The sequence below is a fragment of the Qipengyuania vulgaris genome, from assembly GCF_009827325.1.
Lineage (GTDB): Bacteria > Pseudomonadota > Alphaproteobacteria > Sphingomonadales > Sphingomonadaceae > Qipengyuania > Qipengyuania vulgaris.
Genome location: NZ_WTYC01000001.1, coordinates 846863 through 862733, shown reverse-complemented (window position 1 = coordinate 862733; position 15871 = coordinate 846863). Strand labels below are relative to the sequence as shown.

General features: G+C 62.5%; 16 protein-coding genes and 2 riboswitches. Of the genes, 8 read left to right on the top strand and 8 right to left on the bottom strand.

The annotated features are described in order from the left end of the window. The first annotated feature begins 1 nt into the window (after position 1). The 8 genes from GRI69_RS04145 (at position 2) to GRI69_RS04110 (ending at position 10218) form a co-directional block, all read left to right on the top strand. Positions 2-1042, top strand: coding sequence for a homocysteine S-methyltransferase family protein (locus tag GRI69_RS04145; RefSeq protein WP_160726945.1), 1041 nt, complete (start codon positions 2-4; stop codon positions 1040-1042). After that, a complete protein-coding gene (gene metH, locus GRI69_RS04140) occupies positions 1042-3669 on the top strand; it encodes a methionine synthase (protein ID WP_160726944.1) in 2628 nt (875 codons plus the stop codon). The genes GRI69_RS04145 and metH overlap by 1 nt, the downstream gene beginning before the upstream one ends. After that, positions 3645-4586, top strand: coding sequence for a sulfite exporter TauE/SafE family protein (locus GRI69_RS04135; protein WP_160726943.1), 942 nt, complete (start codon positions 3645-3647; stop codon positions 4584-4586). Before metH ends, GRI69_RS04135 begins: the two co-directional genes overlap by 25 nt. Positions 4587-4659: 73 nt before the next feature. Continuing rightward, a riboswitch (glycine riboswitch) is annotated at positions 4660-4756 on the top strand. Next, a riboswitch (glycine riboswitch) is annotated at positions 4757-4856 on the top strand. Between the two features lie 52 nt (positions 4857-4908). Then, positions 4909-6084 (top strand): glycine cleavage system aminomethyltransferase GcvT, encoded by a 1176-nt coding sequence (gene gcvT / locus GRI69_RS04130; protein WP_160726942.1) that lies wholly within the window; start codon positions 4909-4911, stop codon positions 6082-6084. Between the two features lie 5 nt (positions 6085-6089). Further along, positions 6090-6461, top strand: coding sequence for a glycine cleavage system protein GcvH (gcvH, locus tag GRI69_RS04125; RefSeq protein ID WP_160726941.1), 372 nt, complete (start codon positions 6090-6092; stop codon positions 6459-6461). Positions 6462-6504: 43 nt separating this feature from the next. Continuing rightward, positions 6505-7872, top strand: a complete 1368-nt coding sequence (gene gcvPA / locus GRI69_RS04120) for an aminomethyl-transferring glycine dehydrogenase subunit GcvPA (protein WP_160726940.1) — start codon at positions 6505-6507, stop codon at positions 7870-7872. Continuing rightward, a complete protein-coding gene (gene gcvPB, locus GRI69_RS04115; RefSeq protein ID WP_160726939.1) occupies positions 7869-9476 on the top strand; it encodes an aminomethyl-transferring glycine dehydrogenase subunit GcvPB in 1608 nt (535 codons plus the stop codon). Before gcvPA ends, gcvPB begins: the two co-directional genes overlap by 4 nt. Before the next feature lie 16 nt (positions 9477-9492). Next, positions 9493-10218, top strand: coding sequence for an Nmad3 family putative nucleotide modification protein (locus GRI69_RS04110; protein WP_160726938.1), 726 nt, complete (start codon positions 9493-9495; stop codon positions 10216-10218). Here GRI69_RS04110 and mmsB read toward each other — a convergent pair. The 8 genes from mmsB to GRI69_RS04070 are packed head-to-tail and all read right to left on the bottom strand — an operon-like array spanning position 10205 to position 15853. Then, positions 10205-11179 (bottom strand): 3-hydroxyisobutyrate dehydrogenase, encoded by a 975-nt coding sequence (mmsB, locus tag GRI69_RS04105; RefSeq protein WP_419957060.1) that lies wholly within the window; start codon positions 11177-11179, stop codon positions 10205-10207. The two genes, GRI69_RS04110 and mmsB, sit on opposite strands and share 14 nt — an antisense overlap. Next, positions 11112-11894 carry an enoyl-CoA hydratase-related protein gene (locus GRI69_RS04100; RefSeq protein ID WP_160726936.1) on the bottom strand — a complete coding sequence of 261 codons (783 nt, stop codon included), beginning with the start codon at positions 11892-11894 and terminating at the stop codon, positions 11112-11114. Before GRI69_RS04100 ends, mmsB begins: the two co-directional genes overlap by 68 nt. Further along, the gene (locus GRI69_RS04095; RefSeq protein ID WP_160726935.1) at positions 11891-12937 is read right to left on the bottom strand and encodes an enoyl-CoA hydratase/isomerase family protein; all 1047 of its coding nucleotides are present in this window, start codon (positions 12935-12937) and stop codon (positions 11891-11893) included. Before GRI69_RS04095 ends, GRI69_RS04100 begins: the two co-directional genes overlap by 4 nt. Positions 12938-12948: 11 nt before the next feature. Then, positions 12949-14094: an acyl-CoA dehydrogenase family protein gene (locus GRI69_RS04090; protein ID WP_160726934.1), complete on the bottom strand. Its 1146-nt coding sequence runs from the start codon at positions 14092-14094 to the stop codon at positions 12949-12951. Positions 14095-14142: 48 nt separating this feature from the next. Continuing rightward, positions 14143-14532: a Rid family hydrolase gene (locus GRI69_RS04085; protein ID WP_160726933.1), complete on the bottom strand. Its 390-nt coding sequence runs from the start codon at positions 14530-14532 to the stop codon at positions 14143-14145. Next, positions 14529-14825: an I78 family peptidase inhibitor gene (locus GRI69_RS04080; RefSeq protein WP_160726932.1), complete on the bottom strand. Its 297-nt coding sequence runs from the start codon at positions 14823-14825 to the stop codon at positions 14529-14531. Before GRI69_RS04080 ends, GRI69_RS04085 begins: the two co-directional genes overlap by 4 nt. A gap of 11 nt (positions 14826-14836) precedes the next feature. Then, on the bottom strand, positions 14837-15316 hold the full coding sequence (locus tag GRI69_RS04075; RefSeq protein ID WP_202391801.1) for a hypothetical protein: 480 nt from the start codon (positions 15314-15316) through the stop codon (positions 14837-14839). A 6-nt stretch (positions 15317-15322) separates the two neighbouring features. Further along, a complete protein-coding gene (locus GRI69_RS04070; protein ID WP_160726930.1) occupies positions 15323-15853 on the bottom strand; it encodes a hypothetical protein in 531 nt (176 codons plus the stop codon). Between the last annotated feature and the right edge of the window lie 18 nt (positions 15854-15871).

Genomic DNA, 15871 nt, shown 5'->3' with positions numbered 1-15871 from the left:
AATGTCCAAAAGGCACGAATTCGAAACCGCTGCGGCGAAGCAGATCCTCATCAAGGACGGGCCTTACGGCACCGAGATCCAGCGCGCGAAACTGGCACCGGAAGACTATGCAGGCGACACCGGGCTGGCGGACGACCAGAAGGGCAATAACGATCTCGTCAACCTGACCCAGCCACACGTCATTCGGCGGATTTGCGACAGCTACATCGATGCAGGGGCACACATCCTCGCCACCAATACCTTCAATGCCAACCGCATCAGCCAGGCCGATTACGGCGCGCAAGGGCTCGTCCACGATATCAACTTCGCCGCCGCGAGGATAACTCGTGAAGCGATCGACGCCCGCACCGATGGGATTCCGCGGTTTGTCGCAGGTGCAGTCGGGCCGACCAACAAGACGCTTTCATTGTCTCCCGATGTCGAAGACCCCGGCTTTCGCGAGGTGAGCTTCGGCGAGATCGTCGAGGTCTACGTCGAGCAATCCCGGGCACTGATCGAGGGCGGGGCAGACTTCATCCTGATCGAAACCGTATTCGATACGCTCAACTGCAAGGCGGCGATCATGGCGGTGAAGCAGCTGGAACGCGAGCTTGAGCGCGACATCCCGCTGATGATTTCGCTTACCCTCACCGACCTTTCCGGGCGCAACCTTTCCGGCCACACGGTCGAAGCCTTCTGGTATACCGTGCGACACGCAAAACCGCTCACCATCGGCCTCAACTGCAGCTTCGGCGCTGAGCAATTGCGGCCACATGTCCAGATACTTTCGGACATCGCCGACACCTATCTCATGGCGTACCCCAATGCGGGCCTGCCCAACGATCTTGGCGAATATGACGAAGTGCCGGAAACGACCGCGGCGCTAACCAAGGTGTGGGCCGACGGTGGCCGCATCAATGCGCTTGGGGGCTGTTGCGGGTCTACTCCCGAGCATATTGCCGCGATGGCGAAGGCCGTCTCCGGCATCGCGCCGAGAAAGCCGCCCCGCATCGGACCGAACATGCGCCTCGCCGGCCTTGAACCCTTCACGATTGCCGCCTGATGAGTAACCTGACCACAGCCCGCTTCGTCAATATCGGCGAACGCACCAATGTGACCGGCTCTGCACGGTTCAAGAAATTGATCCTCGCAGACGATTACGAAACCGCCGTCGAAGTCGCACGCGACCAGGTGGACAATGGCGCACAGGTGATCGACGTCAACATGGACGAGGGCCTGCTCGACGCCGAACATGCGATGACGACCTTCCTCAAGCTGATCGCCGCAGAGCCCGATATCGCACGCGTGCCGGTGATGATCGACAGCTCCAAATGGGAGGTGATCGAGGCAGGCCTGAAATGCGTTTCCGGTAAGCCGATCGTCAATTCGATCAGCATGAAAGAGGGTGAGAACGCCTTCCTCGAACATGCCCGCAAATGCATGGATTATGGGGCTGCCGTCGTAGTGATGGCCTTCGACGAGACCGGACAGGCCGATACTAAAGAGCGCAAGGTCGAAATCTGCAGCCGGGCCTATGACCTGCTTGCCGGTATGGGTTTTCCGCCAGAGGATATCATCTTCGATCCCAACATCTTCGCGGTCGCGACGGGGATTGAAGAGCATGACCGTTACGGCTTGGACTTTCTCGAGGCGGTACAGGAAATCAAGCAGCGTTGCCCGCACGCCAAGACGAGCGGCGGCCTTTCAAACCTGAGCTTCAGCTTCCGCGGCAACGAAACGGTGCGCCGCGCCATGCATTCGGTGTTCCTGTTTCACGCGATCCCGGCAGGGCTCGACATGGCGATCGTCAATGCGGGCCAGCTGGATGTCTACGACCAGATTGATCCCGAACTGCGCGAAGCCTGCGAGGATGTGATCCTCATGCGCCGACCGGATGCGACCGAAAGGCTGATCAACCTTGCCGAAAGCTATCGCGGCAAGAGCGCGGCGGATGAGAAGGCCGCGGAGGAATGGCGCGGATGGCCTGTCCAGCGGCGGCTCGAACATGCTCTGGTCAAGGGTATCGACGCGCATGTGGTCGACGATACCGAAGAAGCGCGCGAGTTGGTGAAGGCCTCTGGTGGGCGCCCGATCGAGGTTATCGAAGGCCCGCTGATGGACGGCATGAACGTCGTCGGTGACCTGTTCGGCAGCGGCAAGATGTTCCTGCCCCAGGTGGTGAAGTCCGCCCGCGTCATGAAGAAGGCCGTCGCGCACCTCATCCCTTTCATCGAGGCTGAGAAGGACCTGCTTCCGGAAAAGGAACGCAAGGCCAAGGGCAAGATCGTGATGGCCACGGTCAAGGGCGACGTCCACGACATTGGCAAGAACATCGTGGGCGTGGTCCTGCAGTGCAACGGCTATGACGTCATTGATCTTGGGGTCATGGTTCCCTGGTCGAAGATCCTCGAAACCGCACGCGCAGAGAAAGCGGATATGATCGGGCTGTCGGGTCTCATCACACCGTCGCTCGACGAGATGGTCACCGTTGCCGAGGAAATGAAGGCTGCAGACATGGACCTGCCGCTGCTGATTGGCGGGGCCACCACCAGCAAGGTTCACACCGCGTTGCGCATCGATCCTGCCTATGATGGGCCGGTAATCCACGTCCTCGACGCAAGCCGCGCGGTAGGAGTAGCCAGCCGCCTTCTCTCCGATACCCAGAGAGACGAGTTCGTCGAGACGACTGCAGCCGAATATGTGAAAGTGCGCGAAGCACGTGAGGGCAAGACCCAGAGCGTGTTGCTTTCACTGGAGGATGCACGCGCCAATTTCTTCGATGCCTATTTATCGGACAAGGCAGCGCCGCCGCTCAATCCCGGCGTCCATGCATTCGACGACTGGCCGCTCGCCGACCTGCGCGAGTACATCGACTGGACACCGTTCTTCCGGGCATGGGAATTGCACGGCACATATCCCAAGATCCTCGACGATGAGGTGGTTGGCGAAACCGCGCGCCAACTCAAGGCCGATGCCGATGCCATGCTCGACCGGATTATCGAAGGTAAATGGCTGACGGCTAAGGGTGTCGCGGGCTTCTGGCCCTGCGCGCGCGACGGCGACGATGTTACCATTCACGATGCGGAGGGAGAAACGCATACGGTTCTCCCCTTCCTGCGCCAGCAGGTCAAGAAGTCGCGCGACCGCGCCAATATGTGCCTGGCCGATTTCATCGATCCGGCAGGCGACTGGATCGGCGGTTTCGCCGTGGGGATCCACGGCATCGAGGAACATTCCAAGCGTTTCCTCGAGGACAAGGACGATTATTCCGACATCCTTCTGAAGGCCTTGGCAGACCGTTTCGCCGAGGCGTTCGCGGAAGCTCTGCACCGGCATGTTCGCACCGAGCTTTGGGGGTACGCGCCGCAAGAGCAGCTCACCAACGAAGCGCTGATCAAGGAGCAGTATCGCGGGATCAGGCCGGCACCGGGTTATCCGGCGTGTCCCGATCACAGCTTGAAGCCAATCCTCTTCGATTTGCTTGGTGTGGAGCAGAATGCGGGTCTCGAACTGACCGAGAATTTCGCGATGCTGCCCACCTCAGCTGTCAGCGGTTTCTACTTCGGCCATCCCGAAGCGCAGTATTTCGGAGTAGCGCGCATTGGGCGCGATCAGCTCGAGGACTATGCGGGCCGCCGCGGTGTCGATATGGCGACTGCCGAACGATGGCTGCGACCCAATCTGGACTGAGCGCGCTGCCCCGCGGGCGGCTGGCGTGGATTGGCGGAGGCGTCCTGCTGGTCGCCTATGCGGTGCTATGGTTATCCGTTTCCTACGATCCGTCACTGATCACGGGACTGTGGTTCCTTCCCGGCGTCGGAGTCATCGGGGCAATCATCGCCAATACTTCGGGCACGGGCGGCGGCGTAGTCTTTGTACCCGTTTTCAATGCCCTGCGCGAGCTAGGGAAGATGGATATCCAGCCGCTTCAAGTGGTCGGGGTTTCCATGTGCATTCAAAGCTTCGGCATGACCATGGGCGCGCTGCGATGGACCGACCGCCTCTACCACCAACCGGTACCCGAGCCACTCCACTCCAAGGTCCGGCCGCGTGACTTTTTCGCTGCAGCTTTCGCTGTTCTCGCGCTCTCGCTTCCTGCCATGTTGCTGACTCAGCGGCTGACCAACTTCGATCAGCAGACGGTACTGTTGAGCTACAAGGCATTCTCGATCTTGCTTGGCTTATCGCTCATCGCCGCCACCTGGACGGTCAATTGCGAACGCGAGGAAAAATCCGAGCTCGAGCGAGGTGACCTGTTCGTCCTGCTCCTTCTTGCCGTGCCGGGCGGTGTGTTGACCGCGCTATTCTCGGTCGGAGTGGGAGAACTTGTCGCGTTATACCTGTTCATTCGCCACTATCCTGTCTTGTTATGCACGGGGGCCGCTTGTCTGATTTCCTCCGTCAGCGTGATTGTTGGCGCAATCTGGCATATCGATGCCGGTACCATTCAATGGGAAGTGGTTCTTCTTGCGGCACCTGGCGCGGCGCTCGGCGGGTTCTTGGCGCGGCCTATCGCGCTGTGGCTGGGGGCACGGCGCCTGAAAACGCTCGACGGCAGTTGGATCGTACTCTCGGCGCTATATTTGCTGTGGTTGAACACGAATTGAGGTCATTGCGCGATTGACCCCGCGCAACGACTCGCGCAGTGCTGATCCGTCGGCTGCAGGGGCGATTCTGCAGCGGGCGCGCATGGGAGAGACTGTTCGGGGACACCCCGTATAGCGCCGAAGGAGCAACCGCCCCGGAAACTCTCAGGCACATGGACCGTGCGCTGCCATCGACACTCTGGAAAGCGTCGCCCGATCAGGCGGCCACCGAAGGGGTAAGCGCGCTAACCGGCGTGTCAGTCTCTCAGGTTTCCCGACAGAGGGGGCATGGGTTGGTTTGGCGCACGGCGACGGGCGCACCCATGCTTTTGAAGGACGGGACTTGAGCGAAGAAAACGAAACCTTTGAGGACGAAATCGGCACTCTGCCGCTCGATGCATGGCATCGCGGCAAGGGCGCGCGCATGGTGCCGTTCGCCGGCTACGAAATGCCGATCCAGTACGATGGCATCGTCGTCGAACATAATTGGACGCGCGACCAAGCGGGCCTGTTCGACGTCAGCCACATGGGCCAGCTCATGGTGACCGGCGAGAAGGCTGCCGAGGAACTGGAAAAACTGCTTCCCGGCGCGATCGCCTCCCTCAAACCCGGACGCACGCGCTATTCGCTGCTGATGGCCGAAGACGGCGGCATCCTCGACGATCTGATGGTCACCAATGCGACGCCATGGATCGAGGGCGACGAGGAAGAAGGCACAGAGGGTCATTGGGGAGAACCGGCCTATTATCTCGTGGTGAACGGCGCGATGAAGTGGGATGATATCGCCCATTTGCGCGAACATCTCGATGACGACGTCACTCTGACTCACATGGATGAGCATGCGCTGATCGCGCTGCAGGGTCCGAACGCTGCCACCGCCCTCAATCGCGTGATGCGCAACGTGATCGACGACTCGGTCTTCATGGACTCGCTCGTTCACGACTTTGGCGAATGGCCGCTCCGCATCACCCGCTCGGGATATACCGGAGAGGATGGCTTCGAGATCTCGGTTCCGGCCGAGTTCGCCGAGAGCCTGTGCGATCGTTTGTGCGCTGAAATCGAGGTGCGTCCCATCGGTCTCGGTGCGCGAGACAGCCTTCGTCTGGAAGCGGGCCTTCCACTCTACGGGCACGACATCACCGAAAAAACCGATCCGGTCTCTGCCGACCTCCTTTTCGCGCTCACCAAGAAGCGCCGCGAGGAAGGCGGCTGGATGGGCCATGAAGCGGTGGCCAAGGTGCTTGCCGATGGTCCCGCACAGAAGCGCGTCGGTCTTGAGATCGACGGCCGCTTGCCTGCGCGTGAGGGTGCGCTTGTCTATTCTGGCGAAAAGCAGGTCGGCCGCGTCACCAGCGGCGGGTTTTCGCCCACGCTCGAACGGCCGATCGCCATGGCCTATATCGACACCGCGCTCGCCGATGAAGGAACCGAACTCGAAGTCGAGGTTCGTAACAAGAGATTGTCCGCGAAGGTCGCCAGTATGCCCTTCGTCCCGCACCGTTATCACAGAGGAAAGTGAGAGAGATGGCCCGCTATTTCACCGATGAACACGAATGGATCGACCTTGAAGGCAATACCGCCACGGTCGGCATCACCGATTACGCCCAAGGCCAGCTTGGCGATATCGTTTTCGTTGAATTGCCCGACGTCGGCGCGATGGTCGAGAAGGGCAAGGACGCCGCCGTGGTCGAAAGCGTCAAGGCTGCAAGCGATGTCTACGCGCCCCTGTCGGGCGAGGTGGTCGAGGTGAACGAAAACCTCGATGAGGATCCTGCATTGGTGAACTCCTCGCCCGAAGAAGACGGCTGGTTCTTCAAGATGACCGTCTCCGACAAGTCCGAACTCGAAGGCCTGATGGACGACAAGGCCTACAAGAGCTTCTGCGACGGACTCTGAATTCCAATCCTTGCCCCGCATCACGGGGCCAGTGAGGTTGTAAATGCGCTATCTGCCGCTGACTGACGCCGACCGTTCGGCGATGCTTGAGAAAATCGGTGCGCCCGATGTGGACGCCCTGTTCGTCGATGTGCCGGAGGAAGCCCGGCTCGACGGTCCGATCCACGGCTTGCCGATGCATGCCAGCGAGATGGCTGTCGAAAAGCGTATGCGGCGGCTGTCGAAGAAGAATCTTGCGGCCGCCGATGCCGCCTTCTTCCTCGGTGCGGGCGCTTACAAGCATCACGTCCCGGCCAGCGTCGATCACATCATCCAGCGCGGCGAGTTCCTGACTGCATACACGCCCTACCAGCCGGAAATCGCGCAGGGCACGCTGCAGATGCTGTTCGAGTTCCAGAGCCAGGTCGCGCATCTCTATGGCTGCGCGGTGGCCAATGCGAGCATGTACGACGGCTCGACCGCGTGCTGGGAAGCTGTGGCGATGGCCGGCCGCATCGCGCGCGGCAAGAAACGCAAGGTCGTTCTCTCCGGCGCGCTGCATCCGCATTATGCGGAGGTCGTGAAGACCATGGCGAAGTTCACCGACGACGAGATCGCGCATGCCAGGCCCGCCATGCAGGCAGCGCCCGACAATGAAGGCCTGATCGCGCGCATCGACGATGATACCGCCTCGGTCGTCGTGCAGTATCCGGACATTCTCGGCCGCGTGACCGACCTTGCTCCCATAGCAGAGGCAGCCCATGCCAAGGGCGCGCTTCTGATCGTTGTCAACACCGAGCCGGTCGCTCTGGGCGCGCTGAAGTCGCCCGGCGAGATGGGCGCGGATATCGTCGTGGGCGAGGGCCAGTCGATCGGCGTCGGCCTCCAGTTCGGCGGTCCCTATCTCGGTCTCTTTGCCGTGCGCGATCCCAAGCATGTCCGCATGATGCCGGGCCGCCTGTGCGGCGAAACGCAGGATGCCGAGGGCAAGCGAGGCTATGTGCTGACGCTCTCCACCCGCGAGCAGCATATCCGCCGGGAAAAGGCGACCAGCAACATCTGCACCAATTCGGGCCTCTGCGCGCTGGCATTCAGCGTTCACATGACGCTGCTGGGGGAAGCGGGGCTGCGCCGGTTGGCGATGGAGAACCACCGTCTCGCCTGCATCGCCGCCGACCGGCTGGCTAAGGTGCCGGGCATTTCGGTGCTCAACGACAGCTTCTTCAACGAATTCACCATCCGCCTAGGCACCGATGCGCGCACCGTGGTGCGCAAGCTCGCCAAGCAGGATGTGCTTGCGGGGGTCTCGCTCGGCCGGCTGTTCCCCGAACACGCCGACCTCGCCGATGGACTTATTGTCGCGGTCACGGAAACCACGACCGAGGAGGACATCGAAACCCTTGCCGCGGCTCTCGGGGAGGTGCTGGCATGAGCGCGCCCAACGCATCCGGCTGGAAGCCCGGCACGCCCGTGCAGGATCACAACGCCATGGCCGGTCCCGATACCGTCACCGGCAACCGCGCTCTGATGCTGGAAGAGCCGCTGATCTTCGAGATAGGCACGACCGAGACCACCGGTGTCGACCTGCCCGAACCGCAGTCCGGCTCGAACCGCCTCGGCGGGCTCGACCGCAGCGAGAAAATCGGCCTGCCCGGTCTTTCCGAACCCGAAACGATCCGCCACTACACGCGCCTTTCGCGGCAGAACTACGCCATTGACCTCGGCCTCTTCCCGCTCGGGTCTTGCACGATGAAGCACAATCCGCGGCTGAACGAAAAGGTCGCGCGGATGCCCGGCTTTGCCGATGTCCACCCGCTGCAGCCCGTCGACACGGTGCGCGGCGCGCTGGAGGTCGTGAACGAACTGGCCCACTGGCTGATCGAACTGACCGCCATGCACGGCGTTGCGATGAGCCCCAAGGCGGGCGCGCATGGCGAGCTGTGCGGGATCCTCTGCATCCGCGCCGCTCTGGAAGCGCGCGGCGACGCCCGCGAGGTTATCCTCGTCCCCGAAAGTGCGCATGGCACCAACCCGGCGACCGCGGCCTTTGCCGGTTACCGGGTGGAGGACATTCCCGCCAATTCCGATGGACGGGTCGATCTGGAAGCGCTCAAGGCGCGGCTGGGCCCGGACGTTGCGGGCGTGATGATCACCAACCCGAACACCTGCGGACTGTTCGAGCGCGACATGAAGGCGATCTCCGACGCGGTCCATGAAGCGGGCGGCTTCGTCTATTGCGACGGGGCCAATTTCAACGCCATCGTCGGCAAGGTGCGTCCGGGCGACCTCGGCGTCGATGCCATGCACATCAACCTACACAAGACCTTCTCCACCCCGCATGGCGGCGGTGGTCCGGGGTCGGGACCGGTGGTGCTGTCCGAAGCGCTTTCGCCTTACGGCCCGCTGCCCTTTACTGCGCGGACCAAGGACGGCGTGGTCCATCTCGTCGAAGAAGAGAACGCAGCCGAGTTCGAGCATACCAAGGCCTTTGGCCGGATGACTGCCTTCCACGGGCAGATGGGCATGTTCACCCGCGCGCTGGCTTATATCCTCAGCCACGGTGCAGACGGGCTCAGGCAGGTGGCCGAAGATGCGGTGCTCAACGCCAATTACATCCTGCGCAGCCTCGAAGACGTGCTCGATGCGCCCTTCGGCCACAGCGGGCCATGCATGCACGAGGCGCTGTTCGGAGATAAAGGCTTCGCAGAGGACGTCTCGACGCTCGACCTCGCCAAGGCGCTGATCGACGAGGGCTACCATCCGATGACCATGTACTTCCCGCTGGTGGTGCATGGCGCGATGCTGGTCGAGCCCACGGAGACCGAGAGCAAGGCAGCACTGGACCAGTTCATCGGCGCGCTGCGCAGCGTGGCGGAACGGGCGAAGGCTGGCGACGAAAGCCTCAAGACCGCACCGCATTATGCCCCGCGTCGCCGCCTCGACGAGACGCTGGCGGCACGCAAGCCGATCCTGGCCTGGGAAGAACCCAACCCTCCCGGCGGTGCGCCGAGCATGAGCGAGCAGGACGGACGGTAGACGCGGGCCCGCGGCCATGAAGATCGTCTTCAGCCGCAAGGGCTTCGACAGTTCCTCCGGTGGTGGGCCTTCGCCCATCGTGGACGGCAGGCCGTTGAGCCTGCCGATCCCGGCAGGCGCTGCCTCGCGCACCAGCTACCGCGATCTCGGGCTTGGGGACCATGCGGTCGCGGCTAGTCGCGGGAAGCTCGGTGCGGACGATCTCTGCCACCATGATCCCATGTTCCGCGATGACGGGACCTGCCTTTTCGGGCAAGTCGGCGCGGCGCAGACCCACCTTGCCAATCGCGGTGTGGGGACGGGCGATGTCTTCCTCTTTTTCGGCTTGTTCCGCGAGGAGGAGAGCGGCGAGCCGCACCACCGGATTTTCGGGTGGATGGAGATCGCCGAGACGGTTCACCTCGCGGGCGGAGTGCCAAGCTGGCTGGCCGAAGCGAACCATCCGCATGCGCTGGAAATGCACGGCACCAACGACTGCATCTATATCGGACCGGGCGGCACGGCTGCGCGGGCGAGCGAGGGCTTGCGCCTCACCGTTCCGGGCGGGTCGCCATCGCTGTGGAAGCGGCCCGACTGGCTGAAGCGGGGAGGGCTATCCTATCACGACCGTCCGGAACGCTGGCTTGGCAACGGGCGGCTGAAGAGCGTGGCGCGCGGGCAGGAATTCGTAGCCGATGTGGGCAGTGGCCAAGCCCCGCGCGAATGGCTCGCGCGGGTGATGGGCGAACTCAGAGCGTCTTGATGACCGCCGAAAAGTCGAGCCCGCCGCTTTCTTCGGCGAACTCTTCGTAAATTTCGGCAGCATGCTTGCCCAGCGGGGTGACTGCCCCGACATTTTGCGCCGCCTGCATGGCAAGGCGCAAATCCTTACGCATCAGCGCGGCAGCGAAGCCGCCCTTGTAATCATTGTCCGCCGGGCTTTGCTTGCCCACCCCAGGCAGCGGCGTGTAATCGTTGAGCGGCCAGCAATACCCCGTCGACTGGCTTGAGATCTCAAAGAACTTCTGCGGATCGAGGCCGAGCTTGTCGGCCATTTTCAGCGCCTCGCCCGTGCCGATCATCGTAACGGCCAGCAGCATGTTGTTGCAGATCTTGGCGGTCTGGCCGGCACCGGCATCGCCCGCGTGGATCACGGCCTTGCCCATCGGGTCGAGGACTTCCTTGGCGCGGTTGAAGGCCTTTTCGGTTCCGCCGACCATGAAGGTCAAGGTGCCGCCATTCGCCGCTGCGATCCCGCCCGAAACGGGGGCGTCGACCATGTCGTATCCAGCAGCCTCGGCGTTTGAGATCACTTCCCTGGCGGTAGCAACGTCGATGGTCGAACAGTCGATCAGGACAGCACCTGCAGGGGCATGACCGAAAACGCTGCCCTCATAGACCGACTTCACGATTGCGCCACTGGGCAGCATCGTCACCACTGCATCTACGCCTTGGCATGCCGCACCGGCATCGTCGAACGTTGTGCACCCGTGTTCAGCGGCCGAATGAAGCGCTTCATCAGCAAGGTCGAAGGCGTTCACCTCGTGCCCCGCCTTGACGAGATTCGCGGCCATTCCGCCGCCCATGTTTCCGAGGCCGATGAAGGCGATTTTCATTTTCTCTCTCCGCGTATTCTCGTGTTCGAAGGGGAGGGGCTCAGCGCCCCTTCCACTTGCCTTCCCGCTTCTCGACGAAGGCGGCCATGCCCTCTTTCTTGTCCTCACTCGCGGCGAGGATCTGGAAGATGCGGCGCTCGATGATCAGGCCCTGGTCGAGGCCGGTTTCGAAGGCGGCATTGACCATTTCCTTGTTCGCGATGGCGGCCATCGGCGGCATCGAGGCGATCTGCGCGGCGGTTTTCATCGCCTCGTCGAGCAGGGTGTCATGCGGCACGACCCGTGCGACGAGGTTGCTGCGTTCGGCTTCCTCGGCATCCATCATCCGCCCTGTCAGGCACATTTCCATCGCCTTCGACTTCCCGACCGCCTTCGTAAGGCGCTGCGATCCGCCCATGCCCGGCGCGACGCCGAGCTTGACTTCAGGCTGACCGAATTTGGCGTTTTCGCTCGCAATGATGAAGTCCGACATCATGGCAAGTTCGCATCCTCCGCCCAGCGCGAAGCCGTTGACTGCGGCGATCCATGGCTTGCGGGTCTTCTTTACGATCTCGCTCGTCCAGGGGGCGAAGAAATCCTCGAGGTAGAAGTCGGCTGCGTCCTTCTCGCTCATTTCCTTGATGTCGGCGCCGGCGGCAAAGGCCTTGTCGCCCGATCCGGTCAGCACCGCGCAAAGCTGGCTGTCGTCCGCCTGATAGACGGCGAAGGCGTCAATCAATTCTTCGAGAACCTTGCTGTTCAAAGCATTCAACGCCTTGGGGCGGTTGAGGGTGATCAGCGTAACCGCGTCACGCTGTTCGACGGTGATGGTTTCGTAGCTCATAGGGGTTTCCATTCCTCGTCAGCGGGAAGCGGGGCGAAGATGCTGTCGAGCAGTTCCTCGCTCACGCCCTCGGGCGTTGCCGGATCCCATTGGGGGTCGTTCGTCTTGTCCACGATCACCGCGCGCACGCCTTCGGAAAAGTCCGGGCGGGTCAGCACGCGGCTGGCGATGCGGTATTCCATGCGCATGTTGTCGGCGAAGCTGTCCAGCTTCTCGCTCTCCGCCAGCTGGCGCAGCGCCACCTTGCAGGTCTGCGGGCTCTTGGTGCGCAGCGTGGCGAGTTCCTTCGCCGCCCATTCGCTGTCGTCCGCCTCGAGGCTGGCGAGGATGTCCTCGTAGCGGTCTGAGGCGAAGTGTTTCTTGATGGCGTCGAAATTGGCTTCGATCCGCGCCTCGGGCGGGGACACGGAGAGTTCCGAGAGGATGCCCGAAATACGGTCCGGATGCTCGGTGATGCGGGCTTTGGCTTCGGCCAGCTTTTCCGTCGGCAGGTAGTGCGTGGCGATGCCCGCCCAGACGCATTCCGCCCCGTCGAGCCGAGCGCCGGTCAAGGCGAGGAACTGGCCCAGCCTGCCGCCGAGACGCGAAAGGTGCCAGCCGCCGCCCACGTCGGGGAACAGGCCGATGCCGGTTTCGGGCATGGCGAAGCGCGTGTGTTCGGTCGCGACGCGATATTTGCACGGCAGGGCAATGCCCACGCCGCCGCCCATGGTGATGCCGTCCATGAAAGCCACGATCGGCTTGTCATATTCGAACATCTGGTGGTTGAGTTGGTATTCGTCGTGAAAGAATTTGCGGCCACTCCTCCCGTCATCGTTGAGCGCGGAATGGCGCAGCAGGTTGATGTCGCCCCCGGCGCAGAACCCGCGTCCTTCGGCATGGTCGAGGATCACGGCCTCGATCTCGCCGCCCGCGGCCCACTCAGCCAGCGTCTTGCTCATTGCATGGCACATGTCGAGCGTGAGCGCGTGAAGCGCCTTGGGGCGGTTCAGCGAGATGTGGCCGGTTCGGCCATGCGCATGGATATTCACTTCGTCGGTCATGTTACTCTCGCTTACTGACGCAGCAGGTCGCGGCCCACGATCATCCGCATGACCTGGTTCGTGCCCTCGAGGATCGAGTGGACGCGCAGGTCACGCCAGAACCGCTCGATCGGATATTCGCGCAAGTAGCCATAGCCTCCGAAGAGTTGCAGCGCGTCGTTGACGATCTTGCTGCCGCTATCGGTGGCAAGGCGCTTGGCCATGGCGGAGAACCTGCTCTTGTCGGGCGCATTGTCGGTCACCTTGGCCGCGGCAAGATAGAGCAGGGCGCGCGCAGCTTCCAGATCGGTCGCCATGTCGGCGAGCATGAACTGCGTGTTCTGGAAGTCGGCGATGGGCGTGTCGAACTGCTTGCGGTCCTTGGTATAGGCCACCGCCTCGTCGAGGCAGCGCTGCGCACCGCCTAGCGAGCACGCTCCGATATTGAGACGCCCGCCGTCGAGGCCCATCATGGCGAAGCGGAAACCTTCGCCTTCATCGCCCACGCGGTTGGCAACCGGAACGCGGGCATCTTCGAAGATCACCTGCGCGGTCGGGCTGGCGTTCCAGCCCAGCTTCTTTTCAGGCTTGCCGAAGGAAACGCCGGGCGTGTCCTTGTCGATCACCAGGCAGGTGATGCCCTTGGTCTTGTGGTCGGAAGTGCGGACCATGGTGACATAGACGTCATTGAAGCCGCCGCCGGAAATGAACTGCTTGGTGCCGTTGAGCACGTAATGATCGCCGTCTAGCTTCGCGCTGGCTTTGAGGCCCGCAGCGTCGGAGCCGCTGCCGGGTTCGGTCAGTGCATAGCTGGCGATCTTTTCCATGGTGACGAGATCGGGAAGGTATTTCTCCTTCACTTCCGCGCCGCCGAACTGGTCGATCATCCATGCGGCCATGTTGTGGATCGAGATATAGGCCGATGTCGCGGGACAGCCATAGGCCATGGCTTCCATGATCAGCGCCGCCTCGAGCCGTCCCAGCCCGATGCCGCCGCTTTCTTCGGAGACGTAAATCGCCCCGAAGCCGAGCTCGGCACTCTGCTTGATCACATCGCGTGGGAAGTGCGATTTCTCGTCCCACTCCGCGGCATGCGGGGTGATGTTGTCGGCGGTGAAGCGCTGCGCCATTTCCTGGATCTGCAGCTGCTCTTCGGTAAGCTGGAATTGTCCTGTCATGGGCTGCGCTCTAGCCCTCTGGAAGGGCCAAGGGAAGGGGGCGGCGGGTCAGTCGCCAACGATTGCCTCGGCCTCGATTTCCACTTTCCATTCCTTGCGGCAAAGCCATGCGCAGCCGACCATAGTTGCGGCAGGTTTTACATCGCCAAAGAAGCGTGCGTGGATTTTGCCCACCGCTTCCTGATCGTCGAAATCGGTCAGGAACATGCGGGTGCGCACGATGTCGCTTTGCGTCCCGCCCAGTTCCTCGACCGCCTTCACGATCAGCGTAAAGCAGCGTTCGGCCTGTGCGGAGGCACCGCCCGGCGTGGAAGAGCCGTCGTCTTCGACCGGTCCGCTGCCGGCGACGATAATCCGATCCCCCTCGCGAACCGCCCGGGCGAAGCCGAACTTCGTTTCGTAGGGAGAGCCGGTGAAAGCTCGTCGCGATGCACTCACCCGCAGGTGATCTCGGTAATCGTCATGCCTTCGTCATAGCGGACATTCACGCGGTCCTCGCGGTAATCCATGGTCCAGGCCGAATTGGGCGGGCCCCAGCGAAGCGTGCGCGCACCACTTTCATCGAGGATCGCTGCACCTGCCTGCGGCGTCGCTTCATTCCCGACGTAGGATTGCGCGGCGTCGGCATTGCAGGTTCCGCCCGCAGAAGAAGGAGCGGGAGCTTCATCGCCATAGGAGGTGGTGCAGGCGGCCAGCGGGATGGTGGCGGCGGCCATCAGGATAGTCTTCATGCTTATTCTCCTCAGGCGGGACATTTGGTGTAGGTCAGCGGCTCGGCCAGCGCATCTTCGCCGTATTCGCTGCGGACCAGTTGCGTGCCGTCTTCCGATACGCTGAGCTCCATATCGCGGGTCCATTCCATACCCTCGCCAGTGAAGTCGTAAGTAGCCCTGAACTGGCCGGGCTCGCTGGTTTCGACCGTGCCCACCACGCCGCGCGATTCGTAGAACTGGATACCCTCGGCGTCGATATTGATAAGACCCTTGGCATCGCCGCGGTCGGAGGTGCAGTCGGCGGGCACAAGGCCCCAGCGCCCGTGGAATCCGGCGGGAATATCGCCATCGACCATATCGGCGGGCGGAGTCGCTCCGTCACCGATGCCGCCATCGGGTTCGACGGGCATTATGGTTTCGCTGGCGTCCGGTTCCGGCTGCTCCTCGACGTTCTCGGCGCAGGCGGCCAGCGCAAGGGCGGAAAGGGAAAGGGTCAGCAAGGTTCGCATCTTCTGTTACTCCGGGCATCGTTGATATCGGATGGTTTCGGATTCTTCGCCGCTATCGTCTTGTACGACGAGCGACCCGTTTGCCTGAAACGAGAAATCCTTGCGCGCCTGTGTCGGCGTATCGGCATAGGTGGTGTCGAAGGTGGCATCGATCATACGGTCGTTGCGATCATGCACTTCCATGATCCGCCCACCGGTCTCGAAGTAGCCGTAGCCGGTTTCGCGCACAGTAATGAGCCGGTCGTAGTCGCGCGTCGCATCGCTTTCGGGATCGCAATCTGCAGCGGTCGGGGCGCGGCCGAGAGCGTCCTCATGCCAGCGGCCAAGCATGGCGGCGGGCATTGTATTGACCTGCGCAGTGGGGCCTTCTTCCGCGGCGTCCGCCAGCGAGGTTTCCTGAGCCTGGACGTCCGCGTCGTCGGCGGTGCCTTCCGCAGCCACTTCGCTATCGACCGGGGCCTGCGGGTCCTGCGAACAGGCAGCAAGCGCCAGAAGTGCGGTGGGAAGAGCGGAGCGAAGGAGGGTCACCTGTTTCATTCCCCATCCAACGCGCCG

Coding starts and splice junctions, on each gene's coding strand:
- GRI69_RS04145 (WP_160726945.1), top strand. CDS start 2: ATGTCCAAAAGGCACGAATTCGAAACCGCTGCGGCGAAGCAGATCCTC.
- metH (WP_160726944.1), top strand. CDS start 1,042: ATGAGTAACCTGACCACAGCCCGCTTCGTCAATATCGGCGAACGCACC.
- GRI69_RS04135 (WP_160726943.1), top strand. CDS start 3,645: ATGGCTGCGACCCAATCTGGACTGAGCGCGCTGCCCCGCGGGCGGCTG.
- gcvH (WP_160726941.1), top strand. CDS start 6,090: ATGGCCCGCTATTTCACCGATGAACACGAATGGATCGACCTTGAAGGC.
- gcvPA (WP_160726940.1), top strand. CDS start 6,505: ATGCGCTATCTGCCGCTGACTGACGCCGACCGTTCGGCGATGCTTGAG.
- gcvPB (WP_160726939.1), top strand. CDS start 7,869: ATGAGCGCGCCCAACGCATCCGGCTGGAAGCCCGGCACGCCCGTGCAG.
- GRI69_RS04110 (WP_160726938.1), top strand. CDS start 9,493: ATGAAGATCGTCTTCAGCCGCAAGGGCTTCGACAGTTCCTCCGGTGGT.
- GRI69_RS04100 (WP_160726936.1), bottom strand. CDS start 11,894: ATGAGCTACGAAACCATCACCGTCGAACAGCGTGACGCGGTTACGCTG.
- GRI69_RS04095 (WP_160726935.1), bottom strand. CDS start 12,937: ATGACCGACGAAGTGAATATCCATGCGCATGGCCGAACCGGCCACATC.
- GRI69_RS04090 (WP_160726934.1), bottom strand. CDS start 14,094: ATGACAGGACAATTCCAGCTTACCGAAGAGCAGCTGCAGATCCAGGAA.
- GRI69_RS04080 (WP_160726932.1), bottom strand. CDS start 14,825: ATGAAGACTATCCTGATGGCCGCCGCCACCATCCCGCTGGCCGCCTGC.
- GRI69_RS04075 (WP_202391801.1), bottom strand. CDS start 15,316: ATGCGAACCTTGCTGACCCTTTCCCTTTCCGCCCTTGCGCTGGCCGCC.
- GRI69_RS04070 (WP_160726930.1), bottom strand. CDS start 15,853: ATGAAACAGGTGACCCTCCTTCGCTCCGCTCTTCCCACCGCACTTCTG.